At 51.5% G+C, this 18,973-nt stretch carries 21 protein-coding genes (1 of these 21 only partly in view); 11 read left to right on the plus strand and 10 right to left on the minus strand.

The genetic code is table 11. The annotated features are described in order from the left end of the window. Window positions 1-66, minus strand: the 5' end (the start) of a protein-coding gene (locus ACG1BZ_RS22255; protein WP_413663736.1) for an RNA polymerase sigma factor. It extends 438 nt beyond the left edge of the window; only the first 66 of its 504 coding nucleotides appear in the window; its start codon is at window positions 64-66; its stop codon lies off the left edge, out of view. Between the two features lie 174 nt (window positions 67-240). Here ACG1BZ_RS22255 and ACG1BZ_RS22260 point away from each other — a divergent pair, with 174 nt between their 5' ends. The 3 genes from ACG1BZ_RS22260 (at window position 241) to ACG1BZ_RS22270 (ending at window position 2,422) form a co-directional block, all read left to right on the plus strand. Continuing rightward, a complete protein-coding gene (locus ACG1BZ_RS22260; RefSeq protein WP_413663737.1) occupies window positions 241-684 on the plus strand; it encodes a MarR family winged helix-turn-helix transcriptional regulator in 444 nt (147 codons plus the stop codon). Window positions 685-949: 265 nt separating this feature from the next. Beyond that, on the plus strand, window positions 950-1,372 hold the full coding sequence (locus ACG1BZ_RS22265; protein ID WP_413663738.1) for an organic hydroperoxide resistance protein: 423 nt from the start codon (window positions 950-952) through the stop codon (window positions 1,370-1,372). 30 nt (window positions 1,373-1,402) lie between these two features. Then, a complete protein-coding gene (locus ACG1BZ_RS22270) occupies window positions 1,403-2,422 on the plus strand; it encodes an alpha/beta hydrolase (protein ID WP_413663739.1) in 1,020 nt (339 codons plus the stop codon). Window positions 2,423-2,464: 42 nt separating this feature from the next. Here the strand turns inward: ACG1BZ_RS22270 and ACG1BZ_RS22275 are convergent, their stop codons facing one another. The 5 genes from ACG1BZ_RS22275 to hutI all read right to left on the minus strand — a co-directional run bounded on the left by ACG1BZ_RS22275 (window position 2,465) and on the right by hutI (window position 8,064). Further along, on the minus strand, window positions 2,465-2,866 hold the full coding sequence (locus tag ACG1BZ_RS22275; RefSeq protein ID WP_413663740.1) for a RidA family protein: 402 nt from the start codon (window positions 2,864-2,866) through the stop codon (window positions 2,465-2,467). Window positions 2,867-2,957: 91 nt separating this feature from the next. Next, the gene (locus ACG1BZ_RS22280; RefSeq protein WP_413663741.1) at window positions 2,958-3,857 is read right to left on the minus strand and encodes a LysR family transcriptional regulator; all 900 of its coding nucleotides are present in this window, start codon (window positions 3,855-3,857) and stop codon (window positions 2,958-2,960) included. Between the two features lie 130 nt (window positions 3,858-3,987). Then, entirely contained in the window at window positions 3,988-4,950 is a 963-nt protein-coding gene (gene hutG, locus ACG1BZ_RS22285; protein ID WP_413663742.1) for a formimidoylglutamase, read from the minus strand. Window positions 4,951-5,237: 287 nt separating this feature from the next. Then, window positions 5,238-6,353 carry a heparan-alpha-glucosaminide N-acetyltransferase domain-containing protein gene (locus ACG1BZ_RS22290; protein ID WP_413663743.1) on the minus strand — a complete coding sequence of 372 codons (1,116 nt, stop codon included), beginning with the start codon at window positions 6,351-6,353 and terminating at the stop codon, window positions 5,238-5,240. Between the two features lie 481 nt (window positions 6,354-6,834). Beyond that, on the minus strand, window positions 6,835-8,064 hold the full coding sequence (hutI, locus tag ACG1BZ_RS22295) for an imidazolonepropionase (RefSeq protein ID WP_413663744.1): 1,230 nt from the start codon (window positions 8,062-8,064) through the stop codon (window positions 6,835-6,837). Window positions 8,065-8,251: 187 nt separating this feature from the next. Here hutI and hutC point away from each other — a divergent pair, with 187 nt between their 5' ends. The 6 genes from hutC (at window position 8,252) to ACG1BZ_RS22325 (ending at window position 14,172) form a co-directional block, all read left to right on the plus strand. Next, complete coding sequence (hutC, locus tag ACG1BZ_RS22300; protein WP_282930784.1) at window positions 8,252-8,962, plus strand: histidine utilization repressor; 711 nt, start codon at window positions 8,252-8,254, stop codon at window positions 8,960-8,962. Window positions 8,963-9,051: 89 nt separating this feature from the next. After that, complete coding sequence (gene hutU / locus ACG1BZ_RS22305; protein WP_413663745.1) at window positions 9,052-10,728, plus strand: urocanate hydratase; 1,677 nt, start codon at window positions 9,052-9,054, stop codon at window positions 10,726-10,728. A 267-nt stretch (window positions 10,729-10,995) separates the two neighbouring features. Next, the gene (gene hutH, locus ACG1BZ_RS22310; protein WP_413663746.1) at window positions 10,996-12,546 is read left to right on the plus strand and encodes a histidine ammonia-lyase; all 1,551 of its coding nucleotides are present in this window, start codon (window positions 10,996-10,998) and stop codon (window positions 12,544-12,546) included. A gap of 280 nt (window positions 12,547-12,826) precedes the next feature. Continuing rightward, window positions 12,827-13,159, plus strand: a complete 333-nt coding sequence (locus ACG1BZ_RS22315) for a hypothetical protein (protein ID WP_282930781.1) — start codon at window positions 12,827-12,829, stop codon at window positions 13,157-13,159. 95 nt (window positions 13,160-13,254) lie between these two features. Further along, complete coding sequence (locus ACG1BZ_RS22320; RefSeq protein ID WP_282930780.1) at window positions 13,255-13,755, plus strand: hypothetical protein; 501 nt, start codon at window positions 13,255-13,257, stop codon at window positions 13,753-13,755. A gap of 240 nt (window positions 13,756-13,995) precedes the next feature. After that, the gene (locus tag ACG1BZ_RS22325) at window positions 13,996-14,172 is read left to right on the plus strand and encodes a hypothetical protein (protein WP_413663747.1); all 177 of its coding nucleotides are present in this window, start codon (window positions 13,996-13,998) and stop codon (window positions 14,170-14,172) included. 40 nt (window positions 14,173-14,212) lie between these two features. Here ACG1BZ_RS22325 and pyk read toward each other — a convergent pair whose 3' ends face one another. Further along, window positions 14,213-15,649: a pyruvate kinase gene (gene pyk, locus ACG1BZ_RS22330; protein ID WP_413663748.1), complete on the minus strand. Its 1,437-nt coding sequence runs from the start codon at window positions 15,647-15,649 to the stop codon at window positions 14,213-14,215. 177 nt (window positions 15,650-15,826) lie between these two features. Here pyk and ACG1BZ_RS22335 point away from each other — a divergent pair, with 177 nt between their 5' ends. Both ACG1BZ_RS22335 and ACG1BZ_RS22340 read left to right on the plus strand, forming a co-directional pair. Continuing rightward, complete coding sequence (locus ACG1BZ_RS22335; protein WP_413663749.1) at window positions 15,827-16,300, plus strand: META domain-containing protein; 474 nt, start codon at window positions 15,827-15,829, stop codon at window positions 16,298-16,300. Window positions 16,301-16,364: 64 nt separating this feature from the next. Then, window positions 16,365-16,925 (plus strand): META domain-containing protein, encoded by a 561-nt coding sequence (locus tag ACG1BZ_RS22340; protein WP_282930776.1) that lies wholly within the window; start codon window positions 16,365-16,367, stop codon window positions 16,923-16,925. Between the two features lie 90 nt (window positions 16,926-17,015). Here the strand turns inward: ACG1BZ_RS22340 and smrA are convergent, their stop codons facing one another. The 3 genes from smrA to ACG1BZ_RS22355 are packed head-to-tail and all read right to left on the minus strand — an operon-like array spanning window position 17,016 to window position 18,930. Beyond that, window positions 17,016-17,561: a DNA endonuclease SmrA gene (smrA, locus tag ACG1BZ_RS22345; RefSeq protein ID WP_413665898.1), complete on the minus strand. Its 546-nt coding sequence runs from the start codon at window positions 17,559-17,561 to the stop codon at window positions 17,016-17,018. 60 nt (window positions 17,562-17,621) lie between these two features. Then, on the minus strand, window positions 17,622-18,485 hold the full coding sequence (locus tag ACG1BZ_RS22350; RefSeq protein ID WP_413663750.1) for an SDR family oxidoreductase: 864 nt from the start codon (window positions 18,483-18,485) through the stop codon (window positions 17,622-17,624). Next, window positions 18,478-18,930 carry an acyl-CoA thioesterase gene (locus ACG1BZ_RS22355; protein ID WP_282930773.1) on the minus strand — a complete coding sequence of 151 codons (453 nt, stop codon included), beginning with the start codon at window positions 18,928-18,930 and terminating at the stop codon, window positions 18,478-18,480. The genes ACG1BZ_RS22350 and ACG1BZ_RS22355 overlap by 8 nt, the downstream gene beginning before the upstream one ends. Window positions 18,931-18,973: the final 43 nt, after the last annotated feature.

Consider the following 18,973-nt stretch of genomic DNA (forward strand, 5'->3'; position numbering starts at 1 on the left):
CAGCCGGGAAACCCCTTCGGTATATTCCGTAGTCGCTTGTTGAAATAATTGATCCCGTAATTCCACCGGCCACTCCATCGTCTATGAAAATTACTGTACCGGCTTCAAATAAAACCTTACAAAAAGTTTCGCTGCTCTCGATTGGCAGTATGTGTCGGTTCTGGAACAATGAAGGAGCGTGGTAAGTCCATACTTGCGCTACACTGGCGCAAAACTGCCACCGGTAAGTAGGGTGTGCCTATGGCCAAGTCCATAAACGAAGACCAAAAACTCGATAACCAACTTTGCTTCAGCCTTTATTCTGCCTCCCTGGCAATGAGCAAGATGTACAAGCCTCTATTGGAGACACTGGGAATAACCTACCCCCAGTACTTGATGATGCTGGTGCTCTGGGAAGACGATGGAATCACCGCTACGGAGCTGAGTCTGCGGCTTGGCCAGGATAAAGGTGCCCTAACGCCAGTTATCAAACGACTGGAGAATCAAAAGCTGATCAACCGCCACCGAGACCCGGAGGATGAGCGTCGAGTCATTATCGAGCTGACTGATGCCGGTAGGTCGATGCAAAAAGAAGCTGCTTCAATTCCCACTCAAGTGCTGAATGCCTGTGGCTTGAATCCTCAGTCTGCACGGGCGCTAAAGACGCAAATAGAGACGCTTCGCCAATATTTAGCGAACCCCTAATCTTCCCCTCTTTTATCGCCCCGCCATTAGCGGGGCCCCCGCTTTGACTCCATTTGTTATAGCTATCGTCCTTATAGCGACATTTAATTATCGCAATAACAGTTATCGCAATAACTTTATCTGGCGTCCAAGCTGACGCGCTGTTTAGAAGCTGACTTAGAAATCCGGACTACTACCCCCAGCTCAATAAATCCAGCGGGAAAAGGACTGGACTCCATTCCAGGCGGCTTCTGACAGACAAACACACATCAATGAGGACAGGTTAATGCAAACAGTTTACACCGCAGTAGCAACCGCAAATGGCGGCCGTGATGGCGAAGCTCAATCATCAGATGGAAAGTTAAGCGTCAAGCTCAGTATTCCCAAAGAGCTTGGCGGCCCCGGTGGCGATGGCACCAACCCAGAGCAACTGTTTGCTGCGGGTTACTCTGCCTGCTTTATTGGCGCTCTTAAGTTTGTCGCCGGTAAAGAGAAAGTAAAAGTCCCGGAAGAAACCACTGTGCGCGCTGAAGTTGGAATCGGTCCCCAGGGTAAGGGGTTTGGTCTGGATATTGACCTCTATATCGATCTTCCTGGTCTGGATCAAGCGACGGCAGAAAAAATTGCCAACACCGCTCACGATGAAGTTTGCCCTTATTCCAATGCAACCCGAGGCAATGTTGATGTGCGCCTGCACATATCTTCTTAAGCAACCGGTAGAGAATTGAAGGTATCCGTTATGAATGGCTTAAAAGTTTCCAAGCTGGCACTACCCCTTTTCTTTGCTCTAGGTATGACTTCTGCATCTGCTTCTATTTCCCCTGGTGTTGAGCAAAATACCCAGGGGTTCCTTCAAGCTCTGGCACAAGGTGGCGGCAAACCCATTGAGCAACTATCACCAAAAGATGCCCGCGCCGTCCTGGTCGGAGCCCAAGAGGGTGCGCAATTGCCGCCCGCTGAAGTCAGCAAGAAAACCATTACGGTTAATGGAGAAAAGCTGGAACTGACTATCGTTAAACCGAAAAACACCCGGGGCCAGATTCCCGCCTTTATGTATTTCCACGGCGGAGGCTGGGTCTTGGGTGACTACCCAACCCACGAACGCTTGATCCGCGACCTGGTTCAACGCTCCGGCGCCGCTGCGGTATATGTGGATTACACCCCATCTCCAGAGGCCAAGTACCCGACTGCAATTAACCAGGCTTATGCGGCTACCCAGTGGGTCGCGGAGAATGGCGAAAAGATCGGGGTCGACGGTTCCCGTCTTGCCGTGGCCGGTAACAGTGTCGGTGGCAATATGGCAGCCGTGGTTGCCTTGATGGCGAAAGAGAAAGGAACACCGGATCTGCAATTCCAACTGCTGCTCTGGCCGGTTACCGATGCCAACTTCAACAACGCTTCTTACAAGCAGTTCGCCCAGGACCACTTCCTGACACGGGATATGATGAAGTGGTTCTGGGATAACTACACTACCGACCCCAAACAGCGCAACGAGATCTATGCTTCACCTCTGCGCGCAAGCAAATCCCAGTTGGTCGGCTTGCCTCCCGCTCTGGTGCAGACTGCTGAGATGGATGTGCTGAGAGATGAAGGCGAAGCTTACGCCCGCAAACTTAACGAAGCTGGTGTGACCGTAACCGCTGTTCGCTATAACGGCATGATTCACGACTACGGCCTACTAAATGCCCTGAGTGACGTACCCGCAGTGCAGGATGCACTTGATCAAGCGGGCTCCGAGCTTAGGGAACACCTCAAGTAAAACTTAAAAGCCCTGCAATGCGGGGCTTTTTTATTCAGGTACCTAAAGCAGCGTTTTAGCCACTGCCTCAATTTCTATCAATGTCTCTGGCGACGCCAGGGATGTGACTCCCACTCCCGTGATTGCCGGGCGAGTAATACCCAAATATTTAGATAGCACAGGGACTATTTCCCCCAGATGCTCACTAACTTCTCCACGCACATAGATACGTAACTGCAAAAGGTTCTCTACCGACGATCCGGCCTCATCCAATACTGTCAATAAGTTTTGCATGGCGCTTTCCGCCTGAGCACCAACCCCTTTGTTTTTAACTTCACAATTACTATCCCAATCCACCTGACCCGATACAAATACCAAGCCTGTTTTGGTATCGACTCGGGCGTGGGATAGGCAGGAAGAACTGCCATCATAAAGTGAAGAAGGATTAATATTCAGAATACTCATAACAGACCTGTACGCTTTCTAGCTTTTGAAAAAATCATAGTAGAAAGGCAGCTTTGCCAAAGCTATGGAGTAAAGCTTGTTACGGATACAATCAGGAAGCCATTGACTTAGAAAACCGTTGGTGCAGATCATTGAGAATCCAACTTACCAATGGATCATTTTCCACTCGGGGATGAAAGGCGGCTACAACTTCGTAGCCAGGTGGATACTTGTCCAAGGTAATTTCCACCAAGCCCTCACAAGGCATCAACCTAGAGGGAATAAAGGCCAGGGTATCCGTCCTTTTCAAGAACTCCTGGGCTATATAAAAAGAGGGTGCCGAAGCAACAATCTCTCTTTTTAGATCTTGCCCCTCTAGCCAACGATCGGCTGAACCGCGCAAGCCTCCAACCCCTGGCGATGTAATCACAAAATCAGATTGCATCAACTGATCAATAGGGACCAACTCATCTAAACTATACATAGGATTAGCCGATACACAGACATAACGCTCATTAAAGAGCACCTGTGTATTAATTCCATCAGGCACATACCCCGCTGATGTGAAAGCTAAGTCAATTTCTCCCTGATGCATTTTCTGGGTGAGCGAGACGCTTTCAATATTAGTGACAATAAATTTCACTTTCGGCGCATATTGCCTGACCCTTTGGATCAACTCGGCAACAACCACTTTTTGCGCGTAATCTGTTGCAGAAATCACCAGAGTTCGGGAAGTCTGGCTTGAATCAAGAGAGCCGGGGGCAGGAATCTCACTGAGTAACGTCAGCACCTGTCGAATCTGTGGCTCTATAAATTTTGCATAACTGGTGGGAGCCATCCCATGCCCAGTGCGCACAAATAGATCATCCCCAACTATTTTTCTAATCTTCTTCAGCTGCAAACTGACAGCTTGCTGCGAAACCTGCAGATGCTCTGCGGCAAGGGAGATACTTTCAACCCTGAATAGTATTTCCAGGGTTTTTAAGTGATTAATTTCAAGATCTTTGATCATATCAACTACAAAAGCGGAGCTTTCTGCCAGTCACTTACGGCTGTAGATAAAGATTAAAATAGTGGTTTCTAATACTGAAGTTAACGCGACCTCCAAAGCCATAGTGGCCGCGCTGTATTATTAAAAATACTCAGGGGATTTTTCTGGCCGCACGATTTGCAATTTGAAATCCCAGGCGGGCCGCGGTACGCGCACCATGATCCTCAATATCGAAATAAGGATTAAATTCAGCGACATCCGCCAAACAAACTTTATTGGATTCCAAAACGGTATCCAGCAAGACTTCCAAAAACTCCATGGAAACCCCCCTGCCAGAGGGGGCACTCACCGCTGGCATTACTGCCGCCGGCAATACATCCAGACATACCGTCAGATAGACAAAATCCACCTTCTCAATAAAGTCGCGGATTCGCGCCTGAACCGTATTCAGATTCCAACTACTGATTTCACGATCCCGAATAACCTGGGCACCCAGCTCATCAGCTCTCTGGTAGAGAGCAGGTGTGTTGGCGTTATCCGCCGCACCTACACAGAGATAATTAAATTCGCGACCATTTATCCTGCACTGCTCCGCAATCTGGAAAAATGGCGTGCCCGATGACCCCTTTGGCGCAGGAGTGCGTAAATCCAAATGCGCATCAAAATTGATAATACCCAGGCTGCTCTCGCGGTGATGCTCGCGCATCCAGCGGGCAATCCCCTGATAACTGCCAAAAGCAATTTCATGGCCGCCTCCCAATACCAGAGGAAAGTGACCGGCACCGAGCAACTCATTGATACGGGCACCCAATAGCGATTGGGCAGACTCCAAGTCTTCCCGTTCGACCCTGACGTTACCCGCATCGTATAAGGGCGCATCAAAAGTTGCCGGCAAATTCGCCATGGCCAAACGTAATATTCTCGGTCCCTTGGCCGCGCCAATTCGCCCTTTATTTCGACGCACACCCTCATCAGAAGCGAAGCCGAGAACAGTCAGGCCGGGAGGGTCATCCAATTGCAAAGGAGAAATCCGCTGGTGCCAGCGCTCACCTGCACGTCCATCCTCAGAGTCGGTGCGACCACTCCATAACTGCATATCAGCAAGTTGTAACATCAATACCTCCGAGGAAGATCTTTATTGGCTTCAAGCCCCCACTTTGTAGGCAAGTTGAACCGGAATATCCATTGGCCGTGCGCAATATGCGCGCGCAAACCTTCGCACAGTGGGCTGTGGGAACTGTAAAGCCCCAACGCGAGAGCTGCCGATACTTTTGGAAGTAGACGATCAAGCAATGCCCTCTGCAAGTACCTTAAAATATGTCACGGAAAAGAAGCATTTAAGTTACGCTTCTATAACACTAACGTGCCGCATTTTTCAACAGCACGTGTTGCATGTCGGTACTATACCGCAGACGCTGTAGGCTGCTCCATAGCTTTCCCTTTGTGGGAACGGAAATTAACCCAAGCTCGAGTCCCGACATGAGAAAGCAGGAGTACGATAAACATTGCTGTTAATGTACTGGCCATACCAAGCTGCTGGGAACCAACTAACATTAATCCCCATCCAATTATCAACCACTGAGCAATATAGAACGGAGTTATGTTTTTACCCCAAAACACCATTACGTCAATGAGCTTTCTGTTCTTTACTTTGTTTAAGAGGAAATTACTAATCCAAAGCCAAAGGAAAGTATAGCCAATAAGCAGAATAATTAGACCTGGGCCACCTCTCATGTTTTCGGCAAAAAAGTATTGCGTATTCAACATGATTAGAAGGCCACCTATGCTCATTAGGGCTAAGCCAATCCATATGCTGCGTGAGAACAATGCATCTATATTTTTTGTATTTTTAAACCAGTAGCCAACTGCCATGCCTGCGAGGGGATAGGCAAGCCAGGAAAATAACGGGAACATTACCCCTTCGCGCTTATTGCCAAAAAACAACTGTAAAATTTCGTCAATAACAACGGAGTTACTGCCGATATCCCAGACGAGTGAGGAGCCGAATGCTACGATAGCTGCCGCAGCGAGCCAGTATATAGGATGAGGCAAGAAGTGCCTGACTAGTGCACAAATAGCAAGCGCAAGGCCAGCAAACTGGAAAATATCTACCATAAGAAATTCACTCAGCGGTGTGTATTCTCCCAGTTGCTCTTGTGTCACAAGGCCAAACTGTAAAGAAAGCCACATAGGCACTGTGCCACGGGCGAAATTAAGTAAATACCCTATTGCAAAAAGACCAGCAGCACGAAACAAATCCTGTTTCAGACTCGGCTTCGAACTATAGCCAATGAAAATACCCATAATCAGCATAAACACTGAAGCTGCCGGAGTTCCCGCAGATACCTGGATAGCAACACCAATAGCACTGTCTGCCACGTCTGTTCGTCCATAATGATATAAGACGTGAATAGCAATCATAAACAGTACGGCAATGCCTCGGGTCAGATCAAAGGCCAAAATACGAGGATTTTCTTGCGGGAGCACCACTGCTCCTGAAAGACTGGAATTACTCATTTTCAAGAGCTCCTAGCTTTAGAGTAATGAATTTAGTGTGCATTAACTGATATAGAGATATTGCAAAGGCAAGATGCACTTCCTGTGAAAATGTAAGGTATACAAAAAGCCTTATTACTTATTTATCGGTTACAGCCCCCTGATCATTAATGTTAAGAGGGGACCGTTTATTTATTCCGATTGTAAATCTAAAGAGGCTTACAGTTTATAAGTATGCCCTATTTATCAGCCAACGCTGTGACATTGGTTAGCAGTATCAAAAAGTGTCGCCCATTGTAAATACAAAGCGGCACTCATGAACTAAAAATAAAGCCCTCGATAGATACTAAATAGAGATCAACATTCCAATTCTCAGATAATAATGGGCGCAAAAACCTTATAAAAATTGTTGATAATATTGTTGCTCATTTAGCACCAACTTATCCTTATTTCCGATATACATCCACCCTAAGAATCAACTTACCCGATTCTCAGTTGCATATCAGCAAGCTGTAACATCGCGCCCCTCCAGGAAAATTCTTGCAGGCTTTAAAGCGCCAACTTCATAAGCGAGCTGATCCGGGGTATCCATCGGCCAAAGAACAATATCTGCTCGCAGCCCCTCGCGCAGTACACCGCGAGAACAGCACAAACCCAATGCCCGAGCGGCTGCACGGGTAACACCTGCGAGAGCTTCTGCCGGAGTTAAGCCAAACAGCTGACAACCCATATTCATCATCAAACGTAGGGAAGCGATTGGACAACTCCCGGGATTAAGGTCTGTAGCCAATGCCATACAAACCCCCGCCTCGCGTAATTTTTCAATGGGCGGAACCTGGGTTTCGTGCAGCGTATAGAAAGCACCCGGCAGGAGGACGGCCACGGTGCCGCTTTCCGCCATGGCCCGGACATCCGCATCGCTGATGTATTCAATATGATCTACCGATAATGCCCCGGACTTTGCCGCCATTTCAGTGGCCCCTGTACGCGCCAGCTGCTCGGCGTGCACTTTTACTGGCAGGTCCAGTTTTTTCGCTGCATCGATAACTCTCTGGCACTGATCGACAGTAAACCCAATCGTCTCGCAAAACATATCCACGGCATCGGCCAATTGCTCGCGGGCTACAGCGGGCAATATCTGCTCGCAGATAAGATCGATATATTCATCGGCACGACCGTCGTATTCCGGTGGCAGAGCGTGTGCTGCCAGACAGGTCGTTACTATTTCCACTGAGTTGTGTTGCGCCAGACGTCTCGCGGTGCGCAATTGCTTTAGTTCAGTATCCAGATCCAGGCCATAACCGGATTTAATTTCCACGGTTGTAACGCCTTCGGCCATCAGCGCGTGCAGACGGGGCTCAGCCAACTTATACAGGTTCTCGGCACTCGCACCCCGTGTCGCCCGCACGGTAGAAATAATACCCCCGCCAGAGCGAGCCACTTCTTCATAACTCTCTCCCCCCAGGCGACGGGCAAACTCCCCCGCGCGATGGCCTCCATATACGAGATGCGTGTGGCAATCGATCAGGCCCGGAGTTGCCCATTGACCTTCGCCATCAACAATGCGGTCTGGGGTGCACTCGGGCAGATCCCGGCGGGGACCAATCCATACGATCCGACCTTTGGTTACCGCAATTGCAGCATCCTCGATAACACCGTAACCACCGGCAATGGATGGGTCCATTGTGGCGGCATTCAAATTGGTAATCAGCAAATCACAGCGTTCTGACATAAGCTTTTAGCGGCACGCTTTTCCTTTTAAACCATAGATGCTCGGCCCGATGACCGACAAACCAGTAACGGGCAGGATACAGCTCCCCTCTTCGACTTGACAGCCCGCAGCAGGGAAACCATAGTAGTCGTAACTATCCTTGTATATACAACAATATACAAGCCACGGAAGCACTGTACCTGAGTCTATGAATACTGCAAGTGAACCCCGATACGCGGCCATCAAGCGCCATATCCGCCAACAAATTGAGTCTGGCGAGTGGCCAATTCATTCCCAGGTGCCCTCGGAGAACCAACTGGCACAGCAATTCAGTGTGAGCCGGATGACCGCAAGGCGGGCACTCACCGAGTTAACCGATGAGCGCGTTCTGATGCGCTCCCAGGGGCTGGGTACTTTTGTCGCCGAGCCGGTGCCCGCCAGCTCACTGTTGGAAGTGCGCAATATCGCCGACGAGATCTCGGCCCGGGGGCACAGTTACAGTAACCGCATTCTGTTAGCTCAACCCTGTGTCGCCAGCGCCGATGTAGCCCTGGCATTGGAAGTGCCCGAACAGGCAAAAGTGTTTCACTCCATTATTGTGCACTGTGACAACGGTTTACCGGTGCAGTGGGAAGAACGATTTACCAATCCAGCCTTGGCTCCAGATTACCTGGACCAAGACTTCGCCCACACCACCCCCAACGCCTATCTTTCCAAAGTCGCACCGCTGACCGAGGCCGATACAACCGTCGAGGCCATAGCTGCGGAAGCCGCTATCGCCCACGCACTAGAAATTGCCCCCGGAGATGCGTGCCTCCAGGTTTGGCGACGCACTAAATGCAGTGCCGGCACCGTGAGCTTCGCGCGCCTGGTTCACCCTGGCAATCGATACCGCCTCGGTGCACAACTGAGATTCTAGTTATTGATTTATCCCGCGCGCCCTGGGAAAAGAAACAATCAAATCCGGGACGTGTGAATTTTTTTACGAGAAAAATTGACGAGGAAGCTATGTCTACCGACAAACGCCACGATCCCAGCCGCAAAATCCGCGCGCCTCGCGGCAGTGAGCTCAATGCCAAAAGCTGGCTCACCGAAGCTCCCCTGCGCATGTTGATGAACAACCTGGACGCCGAGGTAGCTGAACGCCCGGAGGACCTGGTGGTGTACGGTGGTATCGGCCGCGCCGCGCGGGATTGGGAGTGCTACGACAAGATTGTCGAGGTGCTGAAGCGCCTGGAAGACGACGAAACTCTGCTGGTGCAGTCCGGCAAGCCTGTCGGAGTCTTTAAAACCCACGCCGATGCACCCCGGGTATTAATTGCCAACTCCAACCTGGTACCCCACTGGGCCAACTGGGAACACTTTAACGAGCTGGATAAAAAAGGCCTGGCCATGTACGGCCAGATGACTGCCGGCTCTTGGATTTATATCGGCTCCCAAGGCATCGTCCAGGGCACCTATGAAACCTTTGCCGCCGTCGCACGCAAACACTTTAATGGCGAAGCGAAAGGCAAATGGATTCTTACCGGTGGCCTCGGCGGCATGGGTGGCGCTCAGCCACTGGCGGCGACCATGGCCGGTTTCAGCATGATCGCAGTAGAGTGCGACGAAACCCGTATCGATTTCCGTCTGCGCACTGGCTATGTAGACAAAAAAGCCACCAGCCTCGACGAAGCCCTGCAAATGATTGAAGCCGCGATGGAAAAAGGCGAAGCCATTTCCGTTGGCCTGCTGGGCAACGCAGCAGATATTTTCCCGGAAATTGTAAAGCGAAATATTCTGCCAGATTCGGTTACCGACCAGACTTCCGCTCACGATCCTTTAAATGGCTACCTGCCCCAGGGCTGGACTATGGAATACGCTGCGGAGATGCGCAAGAAAGATGAAGCCGCAGTAGTAAAGGCAGCCAAACAGTCTATGGCGGTTCAGGTTGAAGCCATGCTGGAGCTGCAAAAGCGCGGCGCCGCAACCCTCGACTACGGCAACAATATTCGTCAGATGGCTCTCGAGGAAGGTGTGGAAAATGCCTTCGATTTCCCCGGCTTTGTACCCGCTTATATTCGTCCGCTGTTCTGCGAAGGTGTCGGTCCTTTCCGATGGGCGGCCCTGTCCGGCAACCCGGAAGATATCTACAAGACCGATGCCAAGGTTAAGGAACTGATTCCCGACAATCCGCAGCTGCACAACTGGCTCGATATGGCCCGCGAGCGGATTCACTTCCAGGGACTGCCCGCACGTATCTGCTGGGTGGGCCTGAAAGATCGCGCGCGTCTGGCACTGGCATTTAACGAAATGGTAGCCAACGGTGAATTGGAAGCACCGGTAGTGATCGGCCGCGACCACCTCGACAGCGGCTCTGTAGCCAGCCCCAACCGCGAAACTGAAGCCATGATAGATGGTTCCGACGCTGTCTCCGACTGGCCGCTGATGAATGCCCTGCTGAACACTGCCTCCGGCGCTACCTGGGTATCCCTGCATCACGGTGGTGGCGTAGGCATGGGCTTCTCCCAGCACTCTGGTGTGGTCATTGTCTGTGACGGTACCGAAGCTGCGCGCAAACGTATCGAACGGGTTCTCTGGAATGATCCCGCCACCGGCGTAATGCGCCACGCCGATGCCGGTTACGAGATCGCAAAAAAATGTGCAAAAGAGCAGGGCTTGGACCTGCCCATGCTGAACGACTGATTTTTTACCGCAATAAAAATACCGCCGGCGGAAATCTTTTACAGCCCGAATAATTTTTATCGGGCTGCGCCGCCGGCGCCTCACAGGGTGTTGAAAAAGCCAACAAGCAACTTTTTCAAGCCATCTTTGCGGCACATGTCCACAAAGATGGGCACTCAAATCAAGCAATTGCAGTGCTTGATTTTGCGGCAGGCGCTTTCGCACCGCCCGCGCAGGCTGTTTTTCAACAGCCTGCTAAGCAGTAAATATTTTTTGGTGAATGAATTTATGTATCAATTGGAAATCGATCCCGGTCAATTGAGCCTTGCGCAACTGCGCCGCGTAGCCCGCGAGTCGGTGCAGCTGTCCCTGGCGAAAAGCGCCTACCCCGCTATTGAAGCCTCTGCCCACACTGTTGCCCAGGTTATTACCGAAGGGCGCACGGTTTACGGAATTAATACCGGTTTTGGTTTATTGGCCAACACCCGTATTGAAAAGCACGACCTGGAAAACCTGCAACGCGCTATCGTACTCAGCCATGCCGCCGGTACCGGCAACTTTATGAGTGAAGCCACCGTGCGTCTGCTGATGGTGTTGAAAATCAATTCGCTCGCGCGCGGCTTCTCCGGTGTGCGCCCACAGGTTATCGAAGCTTTAATGCAACTGGTCAATGCCGGTGTATACCCCGCTATCCCTGAGAAAGGTTCTGTCGGCGCTTCTGGCGATTTGGCGCCCCTGGCTCATATGAGCGTGGTACTTCTCGGTGAAGGGGAAGTATTTATCAAGGGCGAGCGCAAGAGTGCTCACGAAGGCCTCAAAGCCGCGGGGCTTGAGCCCATTACCCTAGCTCCCAAAGAAGGCCTCGCCCTGCTAAACGGCACCCAGGCTTCTACCGCCTTTGCCCTGCTCGGCCTGTTCGCCAGTGAAGACTTGTTCGCCGGTGCCCTGGTAACCGGTGCCATTACCCTGGAAGCCGCCAAGGGCTCACGCCGCCCTTTCGATGATCGTATTCACAACGCCCGCGGCCAACAGGCTCAGCGCGACGTAGCGGCAATTTATCGGGACCTGCTCGGTGAAACCAGCCAGATCGGTGATTCCCACCAGTTCTGTGAAAAAGTACAGGACCCCTACTCCCTGCGCTGTCAGCCCCAGGTCATGGGTGCCTGTCTGCAGCAGATGCGCTTCGCTGCCGAAGTATTGTTAGCCGAGGCAAATGGTGTTTCCGATAACCCGCTGGTATTTACCGACGAGGAAAATCCGGATAACTCCGACATTATTTCCGGCGGTAACTTCCACGCGGAGCCTGTTGCTATGGTCGCCGACAACCTGGCGCTGGCATTGGCAGAAATCGGCTCCCTATCCGAGCGTCGCATGGCCCTGTTGATAGACAGCAACCTATCGGGCCTGCCTCCTTTCCTGGTGGAAAATGGCGGGGTGAACTCCGGCTTTATGATCGCCCAGGTCACCTCAGCGGCGCTTGCCAGTGAGAACAAATCCATGGCGCACCCAGCCTGCGTGGACTCACTGCCCACCTCCGCCAACCAGGAAGACCATGTATCCATGGCCACCTTTGCTGGCCGTCGCCTGCGGGATATGGCCGACAATACCTGTGGCATCCTGGCGGTGGAGCTACTCGCTGCCTGTCAGGGACTGGATTTCCGCGCGCCGTTAAAATCCACGGAAAAACTGGAGGCCGCCAAGGCAAAACTTCGCGCCCGAGTACCTTTCTATGACAAGGACCGCTACTTTGCCCCGGATATTGAAGAGGCAAAGCAGTTGCTGAGCAGCGGCGCCTACTTAGAGTCAATAGACCCCAACCTCCTGCCCAGCAGTCACTAGGTTAAAAAACCTTCATGGCTTGATTCGCGCATTGCGAGAGAACCATTTTTCTCACAATGTGCGAATTTTTAGTGGTTTCACCCGCCTGCCGACCTTACCTTTTTTGACTCCGAACAAGTGGGTCTATCAAATTGAAACTGAAGAGTTTCCATCAACCAATACAGACCTGCCTCGGTATTCAGCTTTGCTAGAACATTTACTCTGCCCCGTGATGATTCACGCGCCAAAAATGCTAGGCTGAATGTAGAAGTGTTACCCGCCAATAGGTGTGGAGGTCTTGATGAAACCGCTGCCCACTAGATTGCTGCGAGGCTCAGGTTGTGCGCTCGCCATCGCAGCAGGACTGGCTCTATCGGCCTGTAATGGAACATCCGGCTATCCCTGCGGAGGCAACGATTGTTCCGCCAGTTATTACGGATACAGCCCTTATTACAACAAGACGTATTACAACCTGCGTGGCCGCTATGCCCACTGCCACCCGGATGGCACCTGTCACAATATGCAGCACTGTAACTTCTACTGGGACGGCAACTTTTATCGCCTGAGACCGCCTGCGGTTGTAAATACCCAGTATCAAATTGTCGATCCACCGCCGCGCGCAAGACCTTACTAAGTCTGAGATTCTGTGCTCGCCTAGTTGGCGCGCCTAGGGGCTTGGCCCCTGCCGGGCCTCTCCGGGGGGAAATTCCACTTACCGGAGAAAGCACTATGAATAGAGCTGTAAAAACGGTGATTCTCACCGCCACGGTGTGCACAGCCCTAGCCCTGGGTGCCTGTGCCACCGATGGTTACTACACCACCTACACCAGTTACGGTGGCCCAAGTGGAGGGCAAGTCGCTTACACCTCCTCCTACGCTTATCCCTATGCCACGCCCAACTATTACGCTTCGAGTAATGTCTATTTAACTTCCTACAGGACACCGGTTTACCAAACCGTTGGTTTCACTCCGGTGAATACCTATTATTACCGTGGTGGCTACGCCAGTTACCGATCCGCATCATTCCGCGGCCACCCTCGCTACCGGGCTCGCTATTACTATCGCGGAATGCCCTACTACAACCGTTTCTATTATCCTCGGTCACCCCACGCCCGCTACCGGGCCCATCACCGAGGCTATAGAAGTTATCACCGCGGCGGTTATCGCGGCTACCGGGGCCATAGAGGCCACTATCGTGTTCGCGGTGGACACCATCGCGGTAGACGCTAACTCCAAGCTTTATTAGGTAACTAACCCCGCTGTAGCAAACCATCAAAAGACGCAGCGGGGTTAGTTAATCGCCAACCTCAATACAACCATCCGTTTAATTAGCCTTCTCCCTCCAATACCACTGTCGCCACTTTTAACAAATTGGCGCGTTATACATCTCAATGACGGCTATTACCTCTACCCTGAATAAACAAGTTATTCGGGAATGCGTCACTCACACCACTCAAAGAGGTAACTGCGGTGCAGAAAATACTACTTATTCTGCTTGCCGTGGCCCTGGCGACAGGAGTTGCCGGTTGTTCGACAACCGCGCCCCAGGGAAGCCCAAAGTCATTAACCCTTGACGGTCAGAAGTTTCGCTGTGTTGAGCAGGAATTGGAGACCAAGGTACTGGTTAGATGTGTTCGTGCGGGGTAAGTTATTTGCACCGTGAGAATTTGTAATTTAATCGTTTGTATCAGGGCACGCGGACAATACGCAGGGTATCGGTGTGACCACCAATATCCTGTTGATAGCCCCGGGATATCAACACGAAGTCCCCTGAAATTAGCAGTTCCTGATCCAGCAAATAAGAAATTGCTTTTTGATCTCGCAGTGGGCCGTCCATATTGGAGACATCCATTAATACGGGGTCAACGCCGCTGTAGAGGGCTACACGATTGCAGCACTTTTGGTGCCGACAAAAAGCGTAAATAGGAATTAATGCACATACTCTCGACATCAATAACGCAGTATTTCCAGTTTCGGTCTGGCAAATAATGGCTTTAATTTCTCGGCAATGATTCGCGATGATCATGGCGGCCATGGCGATACACGCATCACCCGCAGGGTAATCGCCGCGAAGGCTTTCCGGCGTGGAATAAATTTTACGGTGTTTTTCTGCCCCAAGAATAACTTCAGCCATATGCTTAACGGTTTCAATAGGATATTCGCCTGCCGCTGTCTCAGCAGATAACATTACCGCATCAGTACCATCCAGTACTGCATTGGCCACATCGCAGACTTCTGCTCGAGTAGGTACTGGACTCGAAATCATCGACTCCATCATTTGTGTCGCAGTAATAACTACCCGATTGAGATAACGGGCATAGCTGATCAAATGTTTTTGTACTCCCATTAATTCTGCATCACCAATCTCCACGGCAAGATCACCACGCGCTACCATAATGGCATCACTGGCTAAGATGAGCTTCTCAAGGCGAGCATCATTGGATACCGCTTCAGCCCTTTCAATTTTGGCAATAATATGTGCGGTGCCACCCGCCTCTCTGAGTAACTTTCTCGCTTTGTGAATATCGCGAGCATCGCGAGGGAAAGAAACGGCTAAATAATCTACCTGTAACTCGGCGGCAACTTTGATATCCCGATGGTCTTTTTCTGTCAGTGCCGGCGCAGTAAGGCCACCTCCCTGCTTATTTATTCCCTTTCTATCAGATAGCCAGCCACCATTTTCAACCTCGGTTTTTAATGACAGACCAATAATTTTTTTGATGCGCAAACTCAATCGGCCGTCATCCAGTAACAGGCAGTCTCCCTCATTACAGTCTTCTGCGAGTGCTTCATAATCAACCCAAACACCTTCAGGACTGCCACTTTCTTTATCCCAATCAGGGTCCAAAATAAATTCTTCACCTTTGCGCAGATATATACGCCCATCAGTGAATTTTCCGACACGAATTTTGGGCCCCTGTAAATCTCCCAGCAGGGCAATATGTCTGCACTGACGCTCGGCTTCTTCACGGACAAATTTTGCCCGGCGCCGGTGATCATCGATTTTTCCGTGAGAGAAATTCAGGCGAACCATATCCACACCGGCCTTGATTAATTGCCGAAGTGTTTCTTCTTTATCGGTAGCTGGACCCAGGGTGGCAACAATTTTGGTGCGCCTGATCATATCGACGACCGTCCTTTAATCGATGGCCAAATACTATTTTTTTACATCAGTGCAAGCATAGCTTGTCACTGCTGTCGTCTCATCACGGCAGCCAACAACTAAGCTTTTGTGAAAGCCGAAAAGTGGCTGGCTTGGGTGTGGGCTGGAGAAGGGTTTGTGTTTGGGAGTTATTCGTCGATGAGTAGGTTGGTACAAATATGGCTTCTGGGAGCCCTATTAGTTGTCGGCGGATGTCTAACAAACCGAATAGAAGAAGCCCAAGTTGTTCAATCCTCAGGCAGTATGGGAGCAGTCTGTGGTAAGAAGTGGCAGCTGGTACGCTTGCGCGTCAATGGTGGGGTGGTCGACATCCAGAGGCCTGCGGACTTTACCTTTGTGTGCAATCTCCAAGGCAATGTCATGGGGAGGAGTGGCATAAACACCTATCGGGGAGAGGTGCAGGTAACCGATAACGGGCAGTTACTTTGGGATACCTCCAGCTTTGTCTCTACCAAGATGGGCGGCCCCGAACCCTTGCTGCGGCAAGAGCATGCCTACCTCGGTGCCCTTGCCGCCACTCGCCAGGCATTTACCAAATCGCGCGGGAATCGTTTGATACTTCGTGACCCCTCCGGTGATATCTATATAGAATACGTAAAGGCCGGACCTTGAACGCCGCCACAGAAGACCTGTAAATTTTTAGGTTAAATGTCGCAAAATCAATGAGAACGACATCATGCCACGTCGTGCTTTTTACTTACTACTGAGTATTATCGTATGCAACCTGGTGCTTGCAGGCTGCAGCACCCCCAATCCCCCAATTCCCCAACTCCAACGATCGGCCTGGTCTGCCTGTGAGCACGAGTGGGTGCTATCGAGCTTGTATTACTCCGGACGCACTTATGACTCAACCCTGAGCTGGAGCAGGTTTTGGCGGGATAGACCCTTTTTCAAATGCGATCAATTTGGTTACGTTAGGGGCAACAGTGGCACCAATCCGTACTTGGGGCGATTTTCTCTCACTAGCAGCGGTGCTTTCACCTGGGAGCGGATTCCCGCTATTGCGCGCATGGGGGGAGCACACCCCAGCGATGAACTGGAGATCGATTACCTCAATGCCCTGAGAAAGTCTGATTTGATTGTTATCGTGGGTAACAAGATGATGATCAGCAATACCGATGGCAGTGCCTATATTGAGTTTGAACAAGTAGACCGCAGCTACCGCCAGGCCCAACCCTATAAAAAAGGCGACCCATTGGGTCGCCAGAATGACAATCAAGAAGAATCAAAAAGATGAGCTTTAGGAGTCTAAAAAAGCACTCTTGAGGGGAAAGCCTCAGCGGCGCATCTTAATTTGCATAAGTGACAGAAAAGTTACAAAAGAACCTTAACGGCGTCTTTGATGTATCTCCAGATTCTCCTGCCGCTTGCGTTCACTCTTTCTCAGCAGCAGATAAGTCGCTCCCAAGCCCCCGTGTTGGGGTTGGGCACTGTGAAAAGCCAGTACTTCGTGCAGCTGCGGCAACCAGTGATTGATACAGCTTTTCAATAACGCCGGCTGTTTACGCCCCTCACCCTTACCGTGGGTAATCAGGGCACAGCGCACATCCGCTTCAACGCAATCACGGATAAATTCCATCACGGCCCTGCGCGCCATCTCCACAGAGTGGCGATGTAAATCCAGGCGCGCATCCACGCTGTATTTGCCCAGGCGCAAATTGCGATAGACCCCGTTTTGCACACCATCGCGCTTGAATTCCAACGGATCCCATGGCTCTACGAGATCGATATATTCACCGGATAGGGGGTTCATTTCCCGCTCTGTCAGGCGCGTGGCAGCGGCGCGGCGCTCCCGCAACATAGACTCAGATTGCTTCGGCTCCTTGCGCAAATTGACGCGGCGCTCCTGCGCCAGCGGTTTAACGTCTCCCATTTCACCGAGAGCGTCTTTAAATAATTTGCTGTCGCTGCTCACAAATACCCCCTGCCAGCGTCAGTCGAGAAATAAATCCTTGGTTAAATTGTTTGCATTGGCTGGATTGTGGGCATAACCGGTGAAATCCTTCACACCGCGCTCTGCCAACAGCTCTTCATCGATTAGCTGGCGACCGCTCAAGGCGACATCTTTAGTCGTCAGTATCTCGTAGGCCGCATCGGCCATAATCGAGGGCTTGCGGCTCTGCTCAAACATATCACGACTACCCACCGCAAATTCAATCGCGGCGGTGGCCACCAGTGTGCGCGGCCACAAGGTGTTCACGCTGATCCCCGCCTCACGCAGCTCTTCTGCCAAACCCAGGCTGAGAATGGTCATACCAAATTTTGACAGGGCGTAAGGAGCGAAGGGCCCCAACCACTTGGGCTGGATATTCAGCGGTGGGCACAGGCTGAGAATATGAGCATTGTCAGCTTTTTTCAGATAGGGAGTCGCCAAGTGGGCGGTGAGATACACCGCGCGACTATTGATACTCTGCATCAGGTCGTAGCGCTTGGGTGGTGTCGACTCAACATTGGTCAGGTTGATCGCGCCCGCATTATTAATCACAGCGTCGATGCCGCCAAATTTTTCGGCAGCCTCCGACATAGCCTGCTCTACTCGCTGCTCATCGCGCACATCCACCTGCAGGGCCAGGGCATTGCCGCCGGCTTTCTCCACTTCCTCCGCCACCGAGAAGATGGTTCCCGGAAGCTTGGGATGTGGCTCTGCCGACTTAGCGGCAATCACGATATTGGCACCATCCGCCGCGCATTTGAGGGCAATCGCCCGGCCGATGCCGCGACTGGCACCAGTGATAAAGATGGTCTTGTCCTTAAGCGCGCCTGAATTATTGGTCAGGGATACAAACTCTTCACTCATTTTTTTCAGCCTCCGGGGCAGTCACTGCCGGACTGTAAATTTCCTTGAAGATCGCCGGCATACGTTTTGGCTTGCCAGTGGAAAGCTCAATGCACACCATCCGCCATTCGGCCCGCAATACCAATGCCTTATCGGCGGCGCGAAATACCTGAAAGCGGCGAGTCATATTCAGACGCCCGTCCACCTCAGTGAGCCAGGTGCCAAACAGCAATTCCTCCCCCTCTCTGGCCGCCAGTATATAGTCATACTCGCCATGACGAATTGCCATTCCCCGGTCAAGCTGCTGATAATTCGTGACATCCAGACCCAGGGCTGCGCTGTGCGCCCAGGCGGTAGCCTCACACCAACGCACATATTCCGCATTGTTGGCATGACTCAGACCATCCACATGTTCGGCGCCAACCGTCACTTTGGTGATAAATGGGTTTGGCAGATCCCACTGCATAAGCGGCTCCAGGTTTGTGCTGCGGTTGCGGAGGGATAGTCAG

It is taken from the genome of Microbulbifer sp. CNSA002 (genome assembly GCF_047324085.1).
GTDB lineage: Bacteria > Pseudomonadota > Gammaproteobacteria > Pseudomonadales > Cellvibrionaceae > Microbulbifer.